Consider the following 15,650-nt stretch of genomic DNA (forward strand, 5'->3'; position numbering starts at 1 on the left):
AGGGCGCTACAGCGAGCGATGCCGCGCCAGCGGCGGGTTCTTCGCGAAGTAGCGCGCGATGCCGGTGGCCAGCGCGTTGACGAGCTCGGCCTGGTAGTCGGGGTCGCGCAGCTTGGCCTCTTCCTCCGGATTCGAGATGAAGGCCGTCTCGACCAGGATGGAGGGCACGTCCGGCGCCTTCAGCACCGCGAAGCCGGCCTGCTCGACCGCCTTCTTGTGCAGGCGGCCGACCTTGCCGATCTGGCCCAGTACCTCGGAGCCGAGCTTGAGGCTGTCCTTGATCTGGGCACTGGTGCTCATGTCCAGCATCGCGCGCAGCACCTCGCGGTCCTTGACCGAGGCGACGTTGACGCCGCCGACCTGATCGGCCCGGTTCTCCTTGGCCGCGATCCAGCGCGCCGCCGTGCTGGTGGCCGCTCCCTGGCTCAGCGCGAACACCGAGGCACCGCGCGCCTGTGGCGTGAAGAAGGCATCGGCATGGATGGAGACGAACAGATCGGCCTGCACGCGCCGCGCCTTGCGCACCCGCTCCTGCAGCGGCACGAAGAAGTCGGCATCGCGCGTCATCATCACGCGGATGTTGGGGTTGCTGTTGAGCCGGTCGCGCAGCTTCAGCGCCACGGCCAGCACCACATCCTTTTCCTTCAGCCCGCTGGGGCCGATGGCGCCGGGGTCTTCGCCGCCATGGCCGGGGTCCAGCGCGATGACGATCAGTCGATCCAGCTTGCTGCGGTCGATCGGGCCGGGCGCTGGCGCTGGCGCCGGGGTCTGCAGCGCTGGGGCTGAAGCTGATGTTGTGACGGGCGGTGTGGTGGGCGCAGGGGACGGCGCGGGTGATGGCGCTGCAGCAACCGGGGGCAGGGCGGCCGGCTTCTCGATCCGGCCGATCAGCTCGCCCAGCGCATCCTGCACCGCCTGCGCGGCCTGGGTCTCGGCCTGCTCCTTTTCGCGGATCAGCGCCAGCAGCGGATCACGCTCCTGCTGCGGGTAGAGGTCGAAGACCAGGCGGTCCTTGTAGGCCGCGACCGGCTCCAGCGTGAAGATCTGCGGCGCCACCGGCTGCTTCAGGTCCAGCACGATGCGCACGACGCGCGGCTGGTTCTGGCCGACCCGCACCGCGCTGATATAGGGGTCATCGGGCTTGATCTTGCCCAGCAGCTCGCGCAGGCCGGCGCTGAGCTCCAGCCCGTCAATATCGATCACCAGCCGGTGCGGGCTGTCGACCAGGAAATGCTTGGCGGCCAGCGGCCGGTCGGACTCCAGCGTCACCCGGGTGTAGTCGGGCGCCGGCCAGACCCGCACGGCGACGATGCTGGCGCCGCCCGGCGCGGCGCGCAGCAGGGTCGGCGTCTGCAACAGCAAGACGAGGGCGCCCATCTGGCGCAGAGCCTGGCGGCGGCTCATGCCGGCAGCCCTTGCAGCAAGGCCTGACCCTCGGGGGTGCAGGCCTGCAGCTCGACCCGGCGGCTGTCGTCGTCCTGGGTGGCGAGCCAGATGCGCAGATCGGGCGTCGGCAGCATGCCCTCGGCCTTCTCCGGCCACTCGCTGAGCTTGAGCCCGGGCCGGGTGAAAATCTCACGAAAACCGGCATCCTCCCACTCGCGCGGGTCGGCGAAGCGGTAGAAATCGAAATGGCTGACCTCGCCTTGGCCGCCCCAATCTCGCAGCTCATAGCTCTCCAGCACCGCGTAGCTGGGGCTCTTGATGCGGCCGGTCACGCCCAGCGCGCGCAGCAGATGGCGCACCAGACTGGTCTTGCCGGCGCCCAGCGAGCCGTGCAGCTCGATGCTGGCATTCATCAGGCCCGGCGCCTGGGCCAGCCGGGCGGCAAAGGCCTCGGTGGCGGCTTCATCGGGCCACAGCAGGTGGCGGCTTTCTAGAATGCGCAAATGAACGAGGCTCCACAGCAAATCGGTGACAAGGACGCGCAAGCGCTGCTGCTGCAATTGCGTGCCTGGGCGCTTGAGCTGGGATTCTCACAGATTGGCGTGGCCGATATCGATCTCGCCAGTGCCGAACCCGGCTTGACGGCCTGGCTGGCGGCCGGTTTTCACGGCGCTATGCACTATATGGAGGCCCACGGCCTCAAGCGCGCCCGCCCGGCCGAGCTGGTGCCCGGCACGCTGCGGGTGCTGACCGTGCGCATGGACTACCGGCCACGCGCCGGTGTGGAGGACTGGCAGGCCGTCGAGTGGCAGGGCCTGGGCGATCCGCAGCGCGCACAGCTGTCGATCTATGCCCGGGGCCGCGACTATCACAAGGTCTTGCGCGCCCGGCTGCAGCAGCTCGCGACCCGGCTGGAGCAGGCCATCGGGCCCTTCGGCTACCGCGTCTTCACCGACTCGGCCCCGGTGCTGGAGGTGGAACTGGCCGCGCGCTCCGGCATCGGCTGGCGCGGCAAGCACACGCTGACCCTGCACCGCGAGCATGGCTCGATGTTCTTCCTCGGCGAGATCTATCTGGACCTGCCGCTGCCGCTGTCGGAACCGGTCAGCGCCCATTGCGGCCAGTGCACGGCCTGCATCGATGCCTGCCCCACCGGCGCCATCGTGGCGCCCTACCGGGTCGATGCGCGGCGCTGCATCTCCTATCTGACCATCGAGCATGACGGCGCCATCCCCATCGAGCTGCGGCCGCTGATCGGCAACCGTATCTACGGCTGCGACGACTGCCAGCTGATCTGCCCCTGGAACAAGTTCGCCGGCAAGAGCACGCTGCCGGACTTCGACGAGCGCGAGCCGCTGCGCGCGCCCGGCCTGCTGGCGCTGTGGGCCTGGAGCGAGACCGAGTTCCTGCGTTTCACCGAGGGTTCGGCGATCCGCCGCATCGGCCATGCGCGCTGGCGGCGCAATCTGGCCGTGGCGATGGGCAATGCGCTGCGCGCCGGCTCGGACCAGGGCATCAGCCTGGCCTTGCGGGAGGCGCTGCCGAGCGCCAGCGAACTGCTGGCCGAGCACATCGAATGGGCGCTACAACAGGCTCAGCCAGAACGGCAGGCTGAGCATGCCCACCCCGGTTGACAGGGTCACCAGGCCGGCCACAAAGGCCGCATGGCCGCCCATGCGCGCGGCCAGCACATAGGCGCTCGACGCGGTCGGCAGGGCCGCAAAGGTCAGCAGCACGACACGCTGGCCGGCCGGCAAGGCCAGCCCGTGGCCCAGGCCCAGGGCCAGCAAGGGCAGGGCGGCATGGCGGATCGCCAGCAGCGCGGCGGCCAGCCGCGGTGCATCGCGCAGCGCGCCGAAGCGCAGGCCGGCGCCCACCGCCATCAGGCCCAGCGGCAGGGCGGCCAGGCCGATGCGGTTCAAGGTCAGCGCGGCGGCCTCGGGCAGTTTCAGCCCCATCAGATTGGCGATCAGTCCGGCCACGGTGCTGAGGATCAGCGGGTTGCGCGCCAGCTCGCGCCACAGGCCCTGGCCACCGTGCCGGGCCAGCGGATAGACGGCGGCCACATTGCAGATCGGCACGCACAGCGCCACCAGCAGGGCTACCCAGGCCACACCCTGCGCGCCCTGCAGCCGCTCGGCCAGCGCCAGCGCGATATAGGAATTGAAGCGGAACGCCACCTGGGCGCCGGAGGCATGGGCGCGCGCATCGACGCCGGGCCAGAGCTTCAGCCCGTAGGCCAGCGCGACACCGGCCAGCACCACGGCCACACCGGCGCCGGCCAGGCTCAGGGTCTCGGCCGGCTGCAGCGGCGTGCGCACGATGGAGTTGAACAGCAGCACCGGGAACAGCAGGTAGTACACCAGCTTCTCGGTGGCCTCCCAGATAGTCCGGTTCAGCGCCGTGTAGCGGCACAGTAAAAAACCGCAAAGTATCAGCAGCGCGTCGGGCAGTAGCAGCAGGAAGTCGGGAACAACAGGTACGGCAGGCATGGCCGGCAGTGTGCCATCGGGGCGCTGTCGGCCTGGGGTGTGCCGGCTGCGTTAGGCTTGGGGCAAGGAGAGTGATATGGCTTTTTTCCGTGGGGTCCCCCGCAAGGCTGTGCCGAACCGACGGCGCCGCCTGCTCATGGCCGCGTTGCTGGGCCTGGGCATCAATGCGCCGGCGCTGGCCCGCCGCTACGAGGGCTATGACTTCGACGACAAGCTGCAGCTGGGCGGCAGCGCGCTGACGCTCAACGGCGTCGGCATGCGGGCGGTGGCGGTGCTGAAGGGCTATCTGGCGGCCCTCTACCTTGGCCGCAGCGCCAGCACGCCGGCGGCGGTCTACGCAACACCTGGCCCCAAGCGCATCCGCATCCGCATGTTGCTGGACGTCGGCACCGAGGAGTTCGTCAAGGCCATCGCCAAGGGCGTGCGGCGCAATTGCAGCGAGGCCGAGCAGGCCGCGCTGCCCGACAAGATCGAGCAGTTCAACACCCAGCTGCGTGCCGTCGCCAAGGTGCGCAGCAAGGACCTGATCGATATGGACTATCTGCCCGAGCAGGGCACCTTGATCAGCCTGAACGGCAAAGCCATCGGCGCGGCGATTGCCGGGCCGGAGTTCTATCTGGCCCTGCTGAAGGTGTTTCTCGGCGAGCGACCGGTGGACAAGCGGCTCAAGGCCGGCTTGCTGGGCGCCGCAGGTGACTGAGGGCCGGGGGCTGTACGTAGTTCCGCTAGCATGGGCTCTGGTGGGCGTGGTTAGCATCGCGCCAGAAACATCAATGAACTGCCCTGAGAATTTCCGCATAAAAGGAGACCGCTGATGAGCCGTCGAGTCTGGATACGTCGTTGTGTGGCCCTGAGCGCCGCTACCCTGGTCGCCCCGCTGGCCCTGGCCCAGAGCTATCCGGCCAAGCCGGTGCGCCTGATCGTGCCGTTTGCGCCGGGTGGCACCACCGACATCGTCGCGCGCGTGCTGGCCGAGAAGATCCAGGCCCATCTGGGCCAGAACCTGCTGGTCGACAACCGCGCCGGCGGCGGCGGTTCGATCGGCGCCAACGAAATCGTCAAGGCCGCGCCGGACGGCTACACGCTGGGCATGGCCACGGTGTCGACCACCGCGTCGAACCCCGCGATCAACCCCAAGATTCCCTACAACCCGCTGACCGACTTCACCTCCATCATCAATGTGGCGGCCACGCCCAATGTGATCGCGGTGCACCCCTCGTTCCCGGCGCGTGACTACAAGGGCTTTGTCGCCGAGCTCAAGAAGAGCCCTGGCAAGTACAGCTTCGCCAGCTCGGGTACCGGCGGCATCGGCCATCTGCAGATGGAGCTCTACAAGAGCCTGGCCAATGTCTTCGTGCTGCACATCCCCTATCGCGGCGCCGGCCCGGCGCTCAACGACACGGTGGCCGGCCAGGTGCCGATGATCTTCGACAACTTGCCCTCGGCCCTGCCTTTCATCAAGGACGGCCGGCTGATCCCCATCGTCGTGGCCGCGCCGAATCGCCTGGCCGTGCTGCCCAATGTGCCGACCTTCAAGGAAGTCGGTCTGGAGCCGGTCAACCGCATGGCCTACTACGGCATCCATGGTCCCAAGAACCTGCCCAAGGAGGTGATCGACAAGGTCGCGGCGGCGGTCAAGAAGACCGTCGAGATGCCCGATGTGAAGAAGCGCATCGAGGACACCGGCTCGCTGATCGTGGCCAACACGCCCGAGCAGTTCACGGCCCAGACCAAGGCCGAGTTCGAGGTCTACAAAAAGGTGGTCGAGCAGCAGAAGCTCAAGCTCGATTGAGCCGGGCGCTGCAGCAGTGACCAAGGGCGCCGCGTGCGCCCTTTCTCTTTGGAAGGCAAGGATGGACAAGGAATCGTCTGCGCGTGCCGCCAGCGAGGCGGCGATCGCACGCTTCGTCGAGATGTTGTGGATCGAGGATGGTCTGGCCGCCAACACGCTGGCGGCCTACCGGCGCGATCTGAGTCTGCTGGCCGACTGGCTGGCACAGGCGCATGGCCTGGCGCTGGACGCTGCGCGGGAGCTGCATCTGCTGGGCTATGCGGCGGCCCGCCATGAGGGCAGCCGCGCGACCAGCTCGAACCGCCGACTCAGTGTCTTCAAGCGCTACTACCGCTGGGCTTTGCGCGAGCAGGCGCTGGCCGAGGACCCGACCTTGCGCCTGGCCAATGCCCGGCAGCCGCTGCGCGTGCCCAAGGTGCTGAGCCAGGCCCAGGTCGAGGCCTTGCTGGCGGCGCCCGAGGTGGAGGACACCTTGGGCCTGCGCGACCGCGCGATGCTGGAACTGATGTATGCCAGCGGCCTGCGGGTCAGCGAGCTGGTCGAGCTCAAGAGCGTGCATGTGGGCTTCAAGGAAGCGGTGCTGCGGATCACCGGCAAGGGCGCCAAGGAGCGCCTCGTTCCCTTCGGCGAGGAGGCGCACAGCTGGCTGCTGCGCTATCTGCAGGAGGCGCGAGCTACCCTGCTGAAGGGCCAGCGCTGCGACGCGCTGTTTGTCACGATCCGCGGCGATGGCATGACGAGGCAGATGTTCTGGAAGCTGGTCAAGAAGTACGCGCTGCAGGCCGGCATCACCGCGCCGCTGTCACCGCACACGCTGCGCCACGCCTTCGCCACCCATCTGCTCAACCACGGCGCCGATCTGCGCGCGGTGCAGCTGCTGCTGGGCCATGCCGACCTGTCGACCACGCAGATCTACACCCATGTGGCGCGCGAGCGGCTGAAGGCGATCCACGCGGCTCACCATCCAAGGGGCTGAGTCGGGACCGAGGGCCAGCCCTGCGGCTGGGGGTGACTTCACAGCACCGGCAGCGGCGCCGGCGGCTTGATTTCTTCCAGGCAGATCATCGAGCGGATGTCGGCGACGCCGGGGATCTGCATCAGCCGGTCGGTCAGGAACTGCGACAGGCTCTTCAGGTCGGCGGCGACGACCTTCAGCAGATAGTCGCAGTCGCCCGAGACGGTGTGGCATTCCAGAATCTCGGGGAAGTCGCGGATCAGGGCCTCGATCTCGCGCACGCGACCGAAGGCATCGGCCTCGATATTGAGGCTGACAAAGGCGGTCACGCCCAGGCCCAGCGTGGCCGGCTGCACCATGGCCCGGTAGCCGCGCAGCACGCCACGTTCCTCCAGCTGCTTGACACGGCGCAGGGTTTGCGGCGGCGACAGATGGATGCGGGATGCCAGGTCCACATTGGAGAGGCGGCCGTCGCGCTGCAGGATCTCGATGATTCTGCGGTCGATGGTGTCGAGGGGGCCGGCTTCGCTCATGGTGGCCGCATTGTCCTTGCAAATCGGCCGCCGGCCGCCGCAGGACCGATCAGAGCGTGTGGCTGAGCGTCAGGGTCAGGCCGCGCGGCTTGCCGTAGGTGTAGCCGCTCCAGCTGCTGCTGTAGTACTTCTTGTCCAGCAGATTGTCGACATTGGCCTGCAGCGAGAGCTTCTTGCTGAACTCGTACCTGAGCATCAGGTCCACCAGCGCATAGCTGGGCTGGCCGACATGCTCGTTGACCTTGCTCACGGGATTCTCCAGGCGCGTCAGCTGCGCGCTCTCCCAGTTGATGCCGCCGCCGACGCTGAAGCCCTGCAGGCTGCCGCCCAGGGTGTACTTGCTGAACAGCTTGAGCTGGCGGCGCGGATGGTCCAGCGCCGCTTGCACGCCCTGGCCGTCCTTGGTCGAGAAGTGGGTCCAGCCGGCGCTGAGGCTCCAGCCTGGCGCCAACTCGCCCGCCAGCTCCAGCTCCCAGCCCTGCGAGCGCACGCCCTGGCCGGCGCGCTTGGCCGGGGTGGTGGTTCCGGGGATGAACTGGCCCGGATCCGGCTCGGCGAAGTTGTCCTGGTCGACGCGGAATACCGCAGCCGAGGCATTCAGCCGGCCGTCCAGCAACTCGCCCTTGATGCCGCCCTCATAGCTCTTGCCGCGCAGCGGGTCGAGGTACTTGCCGTGGCGGTCGCGCTCGTTCTGCGGCTTGAAGATGTCGGTGTAGCTGGCGTAGAGGGACAGCTCCTTGTTCAGGTCGAAGATCAGGCCCGCATAGGGGGTGAACTCGCCCTTGTGCTCGATCGTGAAGGCCTCGGGAGTCCAGAGGCCGACCTTGTGCTCCTTCTTCCAATGGCTGATACGACCGCCGAGTATCAGCTTCAATGGGTCGCTCAGTTGCAGCCGGGCCGCCGCATAGGCGCCGGACTGGATGGTGGCATCGCTGCTGCCGACTTCCAGAGCCTTCATCGCCGGCCGTGCATAGGAGCCATCCCAGCGATTGAAGTCGCCGACCGCAGCCTGCTGCTCGTCCAGCGGAGCTCCATTGTCCCAACCGGCCTTGGCGCGGCTATGGCTCAGGCCCAGGCTCAGCTCATGGGCGCGGCCCCACAGCCGGAAGGGGCCACTGGCCGTCAGGGCCAGCTGGTTCTGGGTCGGCTCGGCGCGGTAGTGATAGGGCATGGCGTTCAGGCCCAGACCAGTGTTGCGGTCGGGCAGGCCGGTTATCCAGAGCAGCATCGACTCCTCGCGCTGCTTGAAGTGGTTCAGGTCCAGACTGACGCGCCAGAGGTTCTCGAACTGGTGGCTCAGTTTGGCGAAGGCGGTTTGCTGGCGCGTGTCCCACTGGTTCCAGCGCGTGGCGGTGGTCTTGCTGCGATCCCAGCGGGTAGGGCTGCCATCGGCATACCAGTAGGTCAGCCCACCCCAGTAGACGCCATTGCGCTTGTCGTCCTGGCTGCTGGCGCCGACGCTCAGGCGTGTGGTCGTGCCGAGGTCGGCATCGATGACGCCGTACAGCACGCTGCGCCTGGTGTTCTCGAGGTCGATGAAGGCATGCTGCCGTTCGTGGTTGGCGACCACCCGGCCCCGCACCCGGCCATCCTCGCTCAGCGGGGTGGACAGGTCCACAGTCAGACCCCGGTGCTGCCAGCTGCCCAGGCTGGCCTGGACCGAGCCGCTGAAGACCCTGCTGTCGGCTCGCTTGCGCACCAGATTGATGGCCGCCGAAGGGTTGCCGGCGCCGCTGAGCAGACCGGTGGAGCCGCGCACGACCTCGACGCGCTCATAGAGCACCGTGCTGTCGTTTTCGCCGCCGATATTGATTTTCTCGACCGGCACGCCGTCGTACTGGTAGTTGTCGATCTCGAAGCCGCGCACCGACAGGCTGTTGCGGCCGCGGTCGGTGTCCTTGTACGACAGGCCGGGTGTGCCCTGCAGCACATCGGCCACCTGGCGCATCGCCTGATCGCTGATGCGCTGCTGGGTGATCACGGTCACCGACTGCGGGGTGTCGCGCAGCGACAGGGTCAGGCCGGTGGCGGACTGGCTGGCACCGGCGGTGTAGGACTGGCTTTCATGGGTGCTGCGCGCCTTGACCTTCACGACGGGCAAGACCGCTGCGTCGTTCACTTCCGGAGCCGGTTCCTGCGCCCCCTGTTGCGCTTGGGCCAGACTCGGCAGCGCCAGTGCCATCAGGGTGGCCAGCAGGCTCAGGCGCCCTGTCTCGGCGCGGGCAGCGGCGGTGGCCGCCAGGGAGTGATCGGCAAGCTGGGCGCGCTGCGCCTTGATACGGGACGATGTCATCGGAGGAGTTGTATGGACAAGCCCGCCACAGCCTGGGTTCAGGCCCGCAGTGGCTTGTTTTGTGAATGAGAATTGTTGTTATTCGCATTGTAGAGTCAGCGTTGACACGATCAGGGGAAAAGCCCCGGGCTGTTGCATCCAAGCCACCGTGAGGGCGATTGGCGGGCGACCGGCCCGAGGGCAAGCCGGCGGACAATCCGGCCATGGACCACAGTTTTCTCTCCGCCTTCATCCTCTTGCTGCTGGTGCTGGACCCGCTGGGCAGCCTGCCGATCTTCATCCCCATCATGCGAGCGGTCCCCAAGCCGCGGCGCAAGCTGGTGGCGCTGCGCGAGGTCGGCATCGCTTTCGGCGTGCTGTTCGCCTTCATGTTCGTCGGCGACGCATTCCTGCGGGTGATGCACCTGTCGGAGCGCTCGCTGGAGGTGGCCGGCGGTGTGATCCTGCTGATCATCGCGATCCGCATGATTTTTGGCAGCAGCGGCGAATCGGCCTATGGCCTGGAGCCTGGCCGCGAGCCCTTCATCTTCCCGCTGGCCGTGCCTTTGTTGGCCGGCCCCTCGGCGATGGCCACCGTGCTGCTGCTGGCCTCGCGCCAGCCCGACCGCATCTGGGAGTGGATTGCCGCGCTCACTGCGGCCATGGTGGTCTCGGGCCTGACCCTGATCCTGGCCGACCGCATCCGCAAGCTGCTGGGCGACTCGGTGGTGTCGGCGATCGAGAAGCTGATGGGCCTGGTGCTGACCGCGATCGCGGTCGAGATGGTGCTGGCCGGCCTGAAGCGCTACTTCATCGGCGGGCTCTGAGAGCGCCGCTGCAAATCCACGATACGAAAACGACATTTCATATCGTGGTATTTTCTCATGCTGCGCCGCGACATTTTTTCTCATTATGGAGAAGTTGTTTTCGTGATCCGGTATTGAAAGTGCAAGTTGTTGATTTGCAAGGAGAATATTTTTAGTCTTATATAAGACACAACACTTCCGCAGAGCAGGGGCGAGGACTACGCTTAAGCCATCGATTCCTTCCTACCCCCAACCGCTTGCAGGAGTACTTCATGAGCACCTTGACCCGTGAACAGCAAATCGCCGCCCTCGAAAAAGACTGGGCCGAGAACCCGCGCTGGAAGGGCATCACCCGCGGCTACACGGCCGCCGACGTGGTGCGTCTGCGTGGCTCGCTGGCCATCGAGCACACCCTGGCCAAGCGCGGCGCCGAGAAGCTCTGGGGCCTGGTCAACACCGAGCCCTTCATCAACTCGCTGGGCGCGCTGACCGGCAACCAGGCCATGCAGCAGGTCAAGGCCGGCCTGAAGGCCATCTATCTGTCGGGCTGGCAGGTCGCCGGTGACGCCAACAGCAATGGCGAGATGTACCCCGACCAGTCGCTGTACTCGGTGGACTCCGTGCCCAAGGTGGTCAAGAAGATCAACGCCACCTTCGCCCGCGCCGACCAGATCCAGTGGTCCGAGGGCAAGAACGATATCGACTACTTCGCCCCCATCGTGGCCGATGCCGAGGCTGGCTTCGGCGGCGTGCTGAACGCCTTCGAGCTGATGAAGGCCATGATCGAAGCCGGCGCCGCCGGCGTGCACTTCGAAGACCAGCTGGCGGCGGCCAAGAAGTGTGGCCATATGGGCGGCAAGGTGCTGGTGCCGACCCGCGAGGCCGTGGCCAAGCTGGTCGCCGCCCGTCTGGCCGCCGATGTGATGGGCACGCCCACGGTGCTGCTGGCCCGCACCGACGCCGAGGCCGGCGATCTGGTGACCAGCGATATCGACGACAACGACAAGCCCTTCTGCACCGGCGAGCGCACTGTTGAAGGCTTCTTCCGCACCCGCAATGGCCTGGACCAGGCGATCAGCCGCGGCCTGGCCTACGCGCCCTATGCCGACATGATCTGGTGCGAGACCGGCAAGCCCGACCTGGCCTTCGCGAAGACCTTTGCCGACGCGATCCATGCCAAGTTCCCCGGCAAGCTGCTGGCTTACAACTGCTCACCCTCGTTCAACTGGAAGAAGAACCTGGACGACGCGACGATTGCCAAATTCCAGCGCGAACTCGGCGCGATGGGCTACAAGTTCCAGTTCATCACGCTGGCCGGCTTCCACAGCCTGAACTACTCGATGTTCAACCTGGCCTATGGCTACGCCCGCAACAATATGAGCGCCTTTGTCGAGCTGCAGGAAGCCGAGTTCGCCGCCGCCGAGAAGGGCTTCACGGCCGTCAAGCACCAGCGCGAGGTCGGCACCGGCTACTTCGACGCGGTGACCACGACCATCGAGCGCGAGGCCTCGACCGCTGCGCTGAAGGGCTCGACCGAGGACGAGCAGTTCTTCGACGCCAAGCATGGTTGATGCACCCCTCAAGTGATTGAGCCCCGGCATCCGGGGCTCGTATCGCCGGGCCGGCCTCCACAAGAGGTCGGCCTTTTTGCTGGCCGGTCCGCGCTCAGCCCTGCAGGGCCAGCCACCAGCGGATGAAGAAGGGCATCTGTCGGCGGCGCCCGGTGTGTCGGCCGTAGATAGGCGTAGCCTCGGCAGGCGCTGGCAGGCTGGGATGGCGGTTCATACCGGACACATCCTGCCGATGACGCCGGCCTGCGGGTGTCAGCAATGGAAACAAAAGACTTCGGTCCATGACCCGCCTCCTGCCTGTGAACACCGCTTCATTGCAACCGATGTGCCGCTCGCCGGGCATAGGAAGCCGGCTGTAAACCCTGTCGGGCATTGCCTGACGCTTGTCCCCTGGTCAAAGCGAGGCGGTGAGCATCTCGCGGTAGTCCTCGCGCGTGGCCAGGCGCGGATTGGTCTTGTGGCAATGGTCCAGCATTGCGCCGTCGATGACGCGCTCGAACAGTTCTTCGCCGACCCCCAGCGCCGCCAGCCCCGGGGCCAGGCCCAGCCGCGCATTCATCGCGCGCAGCGCTTCGGCCACCGCGTGGCCGGCGGCATCGCAGCCGGGCAGGCCCATGGCCTGGGCCATGCGTTGCAGCCGGTCGTCCTGATGCAGGCTGGGGTGCTGGGCATTGAACTTGACGACGGCCGGCAGGAACACCGCGTTCAGCGTGCCGTGGTGCAGGCGCGGGTTGACGCCGCCCAGGCTGTGGCTGAGCGAATGCACGCAGCCCAGGCCCTTCTGGAAGGCCATCGCACCCTGCATGCTGGCGCTCATCATGGCCCAGCGCGCCTCGCGGTCGGACCCTGTGCCGGTGGCGCGCTCGATGGCGGCCCAGCCACGGCGCAGGCCTTCCAGCGCGATGCCGTCGGCCGGCGGGTTGACGGCGGCCGACATAAAGGTCTCCATGCAGTGCGCGATCGCGTCCATGCCGGTGGCGGCGGTCAGCAGGGCCGGCAGACCCAGGGTCAGCTCGGGGTCGCAGATCGCGGCCTTGGGCATCAGCTCCCAGCTGTGAAAGCCCAGCTTGCGGCCGTCGTCGACGATGATGATGGCGCCGCGCGCCACCTCCGAGCCGGTGCCGGCCGTGGTCGGCACCGCGATCACCGGCGCCACCGCCTTGGTGATCCTGGGGCTGCCGCCCTCGATGGTGGCGTAGCTCTTCAGCGGCCCCGCGTGCGTCGCGGCAATCGCGACGCCCTTGGCCAGGTCCATGCTGGAGCCGCCGCCGATGGCCACCAGGCCGTCGCAGCCGAGCTCTTGATACATCAGGGCAGCGGCGCGTACCGCCGCCTCGGTGGGGTTGGCGGGCGTGGCGTCGAACACCGGCGGCCATGCGGTGTCGGCGGCGCCCCAGGCCGCCAGCGCCTTGGCCAGCACGCCGGCAGCGCGCACGCCGGCGTCGCTGATGATCAGTGGCCTGTGGATGCCGATGCGCTCGCATTCCTGCGGCAGCAGCGCGCTAGCGCCGAAGTCGAACTGGATCTGGGTCAGGTACTGGATCAGGGCCATCGCTCTCGTCTCCTTGGGGGCTCTGGCACACTGCGCGCCAATGCCCCGAGCGTAGTTGTTGGAGTTCTTGTTGAGTAGCACCTTGTTGACACCGCGCATGGCCGGTGTGCTCACGCGCATACACCGCGCCAATCGCCCGCCGTTTCACAGCCTGAGCCCGAAGCAGGCGCGCATCGCCTATCTGATGGGGGCCGAGATCCTGGATCTGCCGCGCGCGCCGCTGGCCCGTATCGAGAATCTGCAGGTGCCCGGTGCCGAAGGCCCGCTGGCCGCCCGGCTTTATGCGCCCAAGACCCGGGACGAGGCCCGGCTGCCGGTGCTGCTCTATCTGCACGGCGGCGGCTTCACGATAGGCAGCCTGGAGACGCACGACAGCCTGTGCCGGCAGTTGGCGCTGCGCTCGGGCGCGGCAGTGCTGGCGCTGGACTACCGGCTGGCGCCCGAGCACCGCTTTCCGGCCGCCGTCGACGACTGCTGGGCGGTGATGCGCTGGCTGGTGGGCGCGGCCGACTCGCTGGGCCTGGACGGCAGCCGGCTGGCGGTCGGCGGCGACAGCGCCGGCGGCACGCTGGCAGCGGTCTGCGCGCTGCATGCCCGCGATCTGGGCCTGCCGCTGGCGCTGCAACTGCTGATCACGCCGGGCACGACGGCCCATGCCGACACCGCCTCGCACAAGCTGTTTGCCAACGGCTTCCTGCTCGATGCGGCCTCGATTGCCTGGTTCTTCGACCACTACATCGCCCACCACCACAAGCGCGACTGGCGCTTCGCGCCGCTGGAGGCCGAGGACCACGGCGGCCTGGCTCCCGCCTGCGTGCTGCTGGCCGAATGCGATCCGCTGGTCGACGAGGGCATTGCCTATGCCGACCGGCTGCGCGCGGCCGGCGGCCAGGTGCAGCTGGAGCTCTATCGCGGCGTCACCCACGACTTCATCAAGATGGGCCGCCAAATCCCCGAAGCCCTGCTGGCGCTGGACGCCTGCGGCCTCGCCATCAAGGAGGCCTTGCAGCCATGAGCGCCACTTCTACATCCACGCCGCGGCGTCGCGACTTCCGCTTCTTCGAGCGACTGCGCGTGCGCTGGGCCGAGATCGATGCGCAACACATCGTCTTCAACGGCCATTACCTGACCTATTTCGACACCGCGGTCGGCGGCTACTGGCGTGCGCTGGCCCTGCCTTACTCGGCGACGATGGCCGAGCTGGGCGGCGATCTGTTCGTGCGCAAGGCCACGCTGGAGTACCTGGACTCGGCCCGCTTCGAGGAGCTGCTCGATGTGGGCGTGCGCTGCGAGCGGGTCGGCAACAGCTCGATGAGCCTGCACTGCGCGGTGTTTCGCGGCGAGGACTGCCTGGTCCATGGCGAGCTGGTCTATGTGTTTGCCGATGCCCAGAGCCGCACACCGAAGCCGGTGCCGCAGGGCCTGCGCGAGCTGCTGACCGGCTTCGAGAAGGGCGCGGCGATGGCGCGGGTGCGCGTTGCGGCCTGGGCCGAGCTGGGCGCCGAGGCGCAGCGGATCCGCCAGGCCGTCTTCGTGGACGAGCAGAAGATCCCGGCCGAGATGGAGTGGGACAGCGCCGACGCGAGCTGCCTGCATGCGGTGGCCTACAACCGGCTGGGCCGGCCGCTGGCCACCGGTCGCCTGCTCGAGCATGTGCCCGGCGTGGCCAAGATCGGCCGCATGGCGGTGATCGCTGCGCTGCGCGGCAGCCGGGTCGGGCGCGAGGTGCTGGAGGCGCTGATGCAGGCGGGCCGCGAGCGCGGCTACCGCGAGGTTCTGCTGCACGCCCAGCTGTCGGCCGAGGGCTTTTACACCCGCGCCGGCTTCCAGCGCCGCGGCCCCGTCTTCGACGAGGCCGGCATCGCCCATGTGGAGATGGTCCGGGCGCTGTAGCGCTTCGGAGGTGGGCCTATTTCAGCCCGCCGCTGAGGAACTGCTGCAGGCGCGGGCTCTGCGGCTTGAGCAGCACCTCGCGCGGATTGCCCTGCTCCTCGACCTTGCCCTGGTGCAGAAACATCGTGTGGGTCGAGACCTCGCGGGCGAAGCCCATCTCGTGGGTCACGACAATCATCGTGCGGCCCTCGGCCGCCAGGTCACGCATCACCTTCAGCACCTCGCCGACCAGCTCCGGGTCCAGCGCCGAGGTCGGCTCGTCGAACAGCATCACCTCGGGCTCCACCGCCAGCGCCCGCGCGATCGCAACGCGCTGCTGCTCGCCGCCGCTGAGCTGGGCCGGGTAGACATCCTTGCGGTGCGCCACGCCGACGCGGGCCAGCAAGGCCTCGGCCTTC

The 15,650-nt window shown here is 67.8% G+C and carries 15 protein-coding genes; 8 read left to right on the forward strand and 7 right to left on the reverse strand.

The features are described from left to right. Positions 1–6: 6 nt before the first annotated feature. Together ABGI63_RS14890 and tsaE are read right to left on the reverse strand one after the other, a co-directional pair. A complete protein-coding gene (locus tag ABGI63_RS14890) occupies positions 7–1,404 on the reverse strand; it encodes an N-acetylmuramoyl-L-alanine amidase (protein WP_349743169.1) in 1,398 nt (465 codons plus the stop codon). Next, complete coding sequence (tsaE, locus tag ABGI63_RS14895; RefSeq protein WP_349743170.1) at positions 1,401–1,889, reverse strand: tRNA (adenosine(37)-N6)-threonylcarbamoyltransferase complex ATPase subunit type 1 TsaE; 489 nt, start codon at positions 1,887–1,889, stop codon at positions 1,401–1,403. The genes ABGI63_RS14890 and tsaE overlap by 4 nt, the downstream gene beginning before the upstream one ends. Here tsaE and queG point away from each other — a divergent pair, their 5' ends adjacent. Then, entirely contained in the window at positions 1,890–3,020 is a 1,131-nt protein-coding gene (gene queG / locus ABGI63_RS14900) for a tRNA epoxyqueuosine(34) reductase QueG (RefSeq protein WP_349743171.1), read from the forward strand. Here the strand turns inward: queG and ABGI63_RS14905 are convergent. Then, entirely contained in the window at positions 2,970–3,878 is a 909-nt protein-coding gene (locus tag ABGI63_RS14905; RefSeq protein WP_349743172.1) for an AEC family transporter, read from the reverse strand. The genes queG and ABGI63_RS14905 overlap by 51 nt on opposite strands. 136 nt (positions 3,879–4,014) lie before the next feature. On the opposite strand from ABGI63_RS14905, the gene ABGI63_RS14910 reads away from it, so the two are divergent. The 3 genes from ABGI63_RS14910 (at position 4,015) to xerD (ending at position 6,646) form a co-directional block, all read left to right on the forward strand. Further along, a complete protein-coding gene (locus tag ABGI63_RS14910) occupies positions 4,015–4,578 on the forward strand; it encodes a chalcone isomerase family protein (protein ID WP_349743173.1) in 564 nt (187 codons plus the stop codon). A gap of 114 nt (positions 4,579–4,692) precedes the next feature. Continuing rightward, positions 4,693–5,670: a tripartite tricarboxylate transporter substrate binding protein BugE gene (locus tag ABGI63_RS14915; RefSeq protein ID WP_262970616.1), complete on the forward strand. Its 978-nt coding sequence runs from the start codon at positions 4,693–4,695 to the stop codon at positions 5,668–5,670. Positions 5,671–5,731: 61 nt separating this feature from the next. Next, a complete protein-coding gene (gene xerD, locus ABGI63_RS14920; protein ID WP_349743174.1) occupies positions 5,732–6,646 on the forward strand; it encodes a site-specific tyrosine recombinase XerD in 915 nt (304 codons plus the stop codon). A 38-nt stretch (positions 6,647–6,684) separates the two neighbouring features. Here xerD and ABGI63_RS14925 read toward each other — a convergent pair whose 3' ends face one another. Then, positions 6,685–7,158: an Lrp/AsnC family transcriptional regulator gene (locus tag ABGI63_RS14925; RefSeq protein WP_349743175.1), complete on the reverse strand. Its 474-nt coding sequence runs from the start codon at positions 7,156–7,158 to the stop codon at positions 6,685–6,687. 49 nt (positions 7,159–7,207) lie between these two features. Next, positions 7,208–9,451, reverse strand: coding sequence for a TonB-dependent siderophore receptor (locus ABGI63_RS14930; RefSeq protein WP_349743176.1), 2,244 nt, complete (start codon positions 9,449–9,451; stop codon positions 7,208–7,210). A 203-nt stretch (positions 9,452–9,654) separates the two neighbouring features. On the opposite strand from ABGI63_RS14930, the gene ABGI63_RS14935 reads away from it, so the two are divergent. Both ABGI63_RS14935 and aceA read left to right on the forward strand, forming a co-directional pair. Then, on the forward strand, positions 9,655–10,257 hold the full coding sequence (locus ABGI63_RS14935) for a MarC family protein (protein WP_137940848.1): 603 nt from the start codon (positions 9,655–9,657) through the stop codon (positions 10,255–10,257). Between the two features lie 251 nt (positions 10,258–10,508). Next, the gene (aceA, locus tag ABGI63_RS14940; protein ID WP_432767420.1) at positions 10,509–11,807 is read left to right on the forward strand and encodes an isocitrate lyase; all 1,299 of its coding nucleotides are present in this window, start codon (positions 10,509–10,511) and stop codon (positions 11,805–11,807) included. 394 nt (positions 11,808–12,201) lie between these two features. Here the strand turns inward: aceA and ABGI63_RS14945 are convergent, their stop codons facing one another. Then, the gene (locus tag ABGI63_RS14945; protein WP_349743177.1) at positions 12,202–13,359 is read right to left on the reverse strand and encodes an iron-containing alcohol dehydrogenase; all 1,158 of its coding nucleotides are present in this window, start codon (positions 13,357–13,359) and stop codon (positions 12,202–12,204) included. 97 nt (positions 13,360–13,456) lie between these two features. Here ABGI63_RS14945 and ABGI63_RS14950 point away from each other — a divergent pair, with 97 nt between their 5' ends. Together ABGI63_RS14950 and ABGI63_RS14955 are read left to right on the forward strand one after the other, a co-directional pair. Beyond that, positions 13,457–14,374: an alpha/beta hydrolase gene (locus tag ABGI63_RS14950; protein WP_269840423.1), complete on the forward strand. Its 918-nt coding sequence runs from the start codon at positions 13,457–13,459 to the stop codon at positions 14,372–14,374. Then, on the forward strand, positions 14,371–15,252 hold the full coding sequence (locus ABGI63_RS14955) for a YbgC/FadM family acyl-CoA thioesterase (RefSeq protein ID WP_349743178.1): 882 nt from the start codon (positions 14,371–14,373) through the stop codon (positions 15,250–15,252). The genes ABGI63_RS14950 and ABGI63_RS14955 overlap by 4 nt, the downstream gene beginning before the upstream one ends. A gap of 16 nt (positions 15,253–15,268) precedes the next feature. Here the strand turns inward: ABGI63_RS14955 and ABGI63_RS14960 are convergent. Further along, positions 15,269–15,650 (reverse strand): ATP-binding cassette domain-containing protein (locus ABGI63_RS14960; RefSeq protein ID WP_349743179.1); only part of this gene is annotated, 382 nt, incomplete at its 5' end.

Origin of the sequence: Roseateles cavernae (genome assembly GCF_040187885.1) — a bacterium.
Taxonomy (GTDB): domain Bacteria; phylum Pseudomonadota; class Gammaproteobacteria; order Burkholderiales; family Burkholderiaceae_C; genus Roseateles_E; species Roseateles_E cavernae.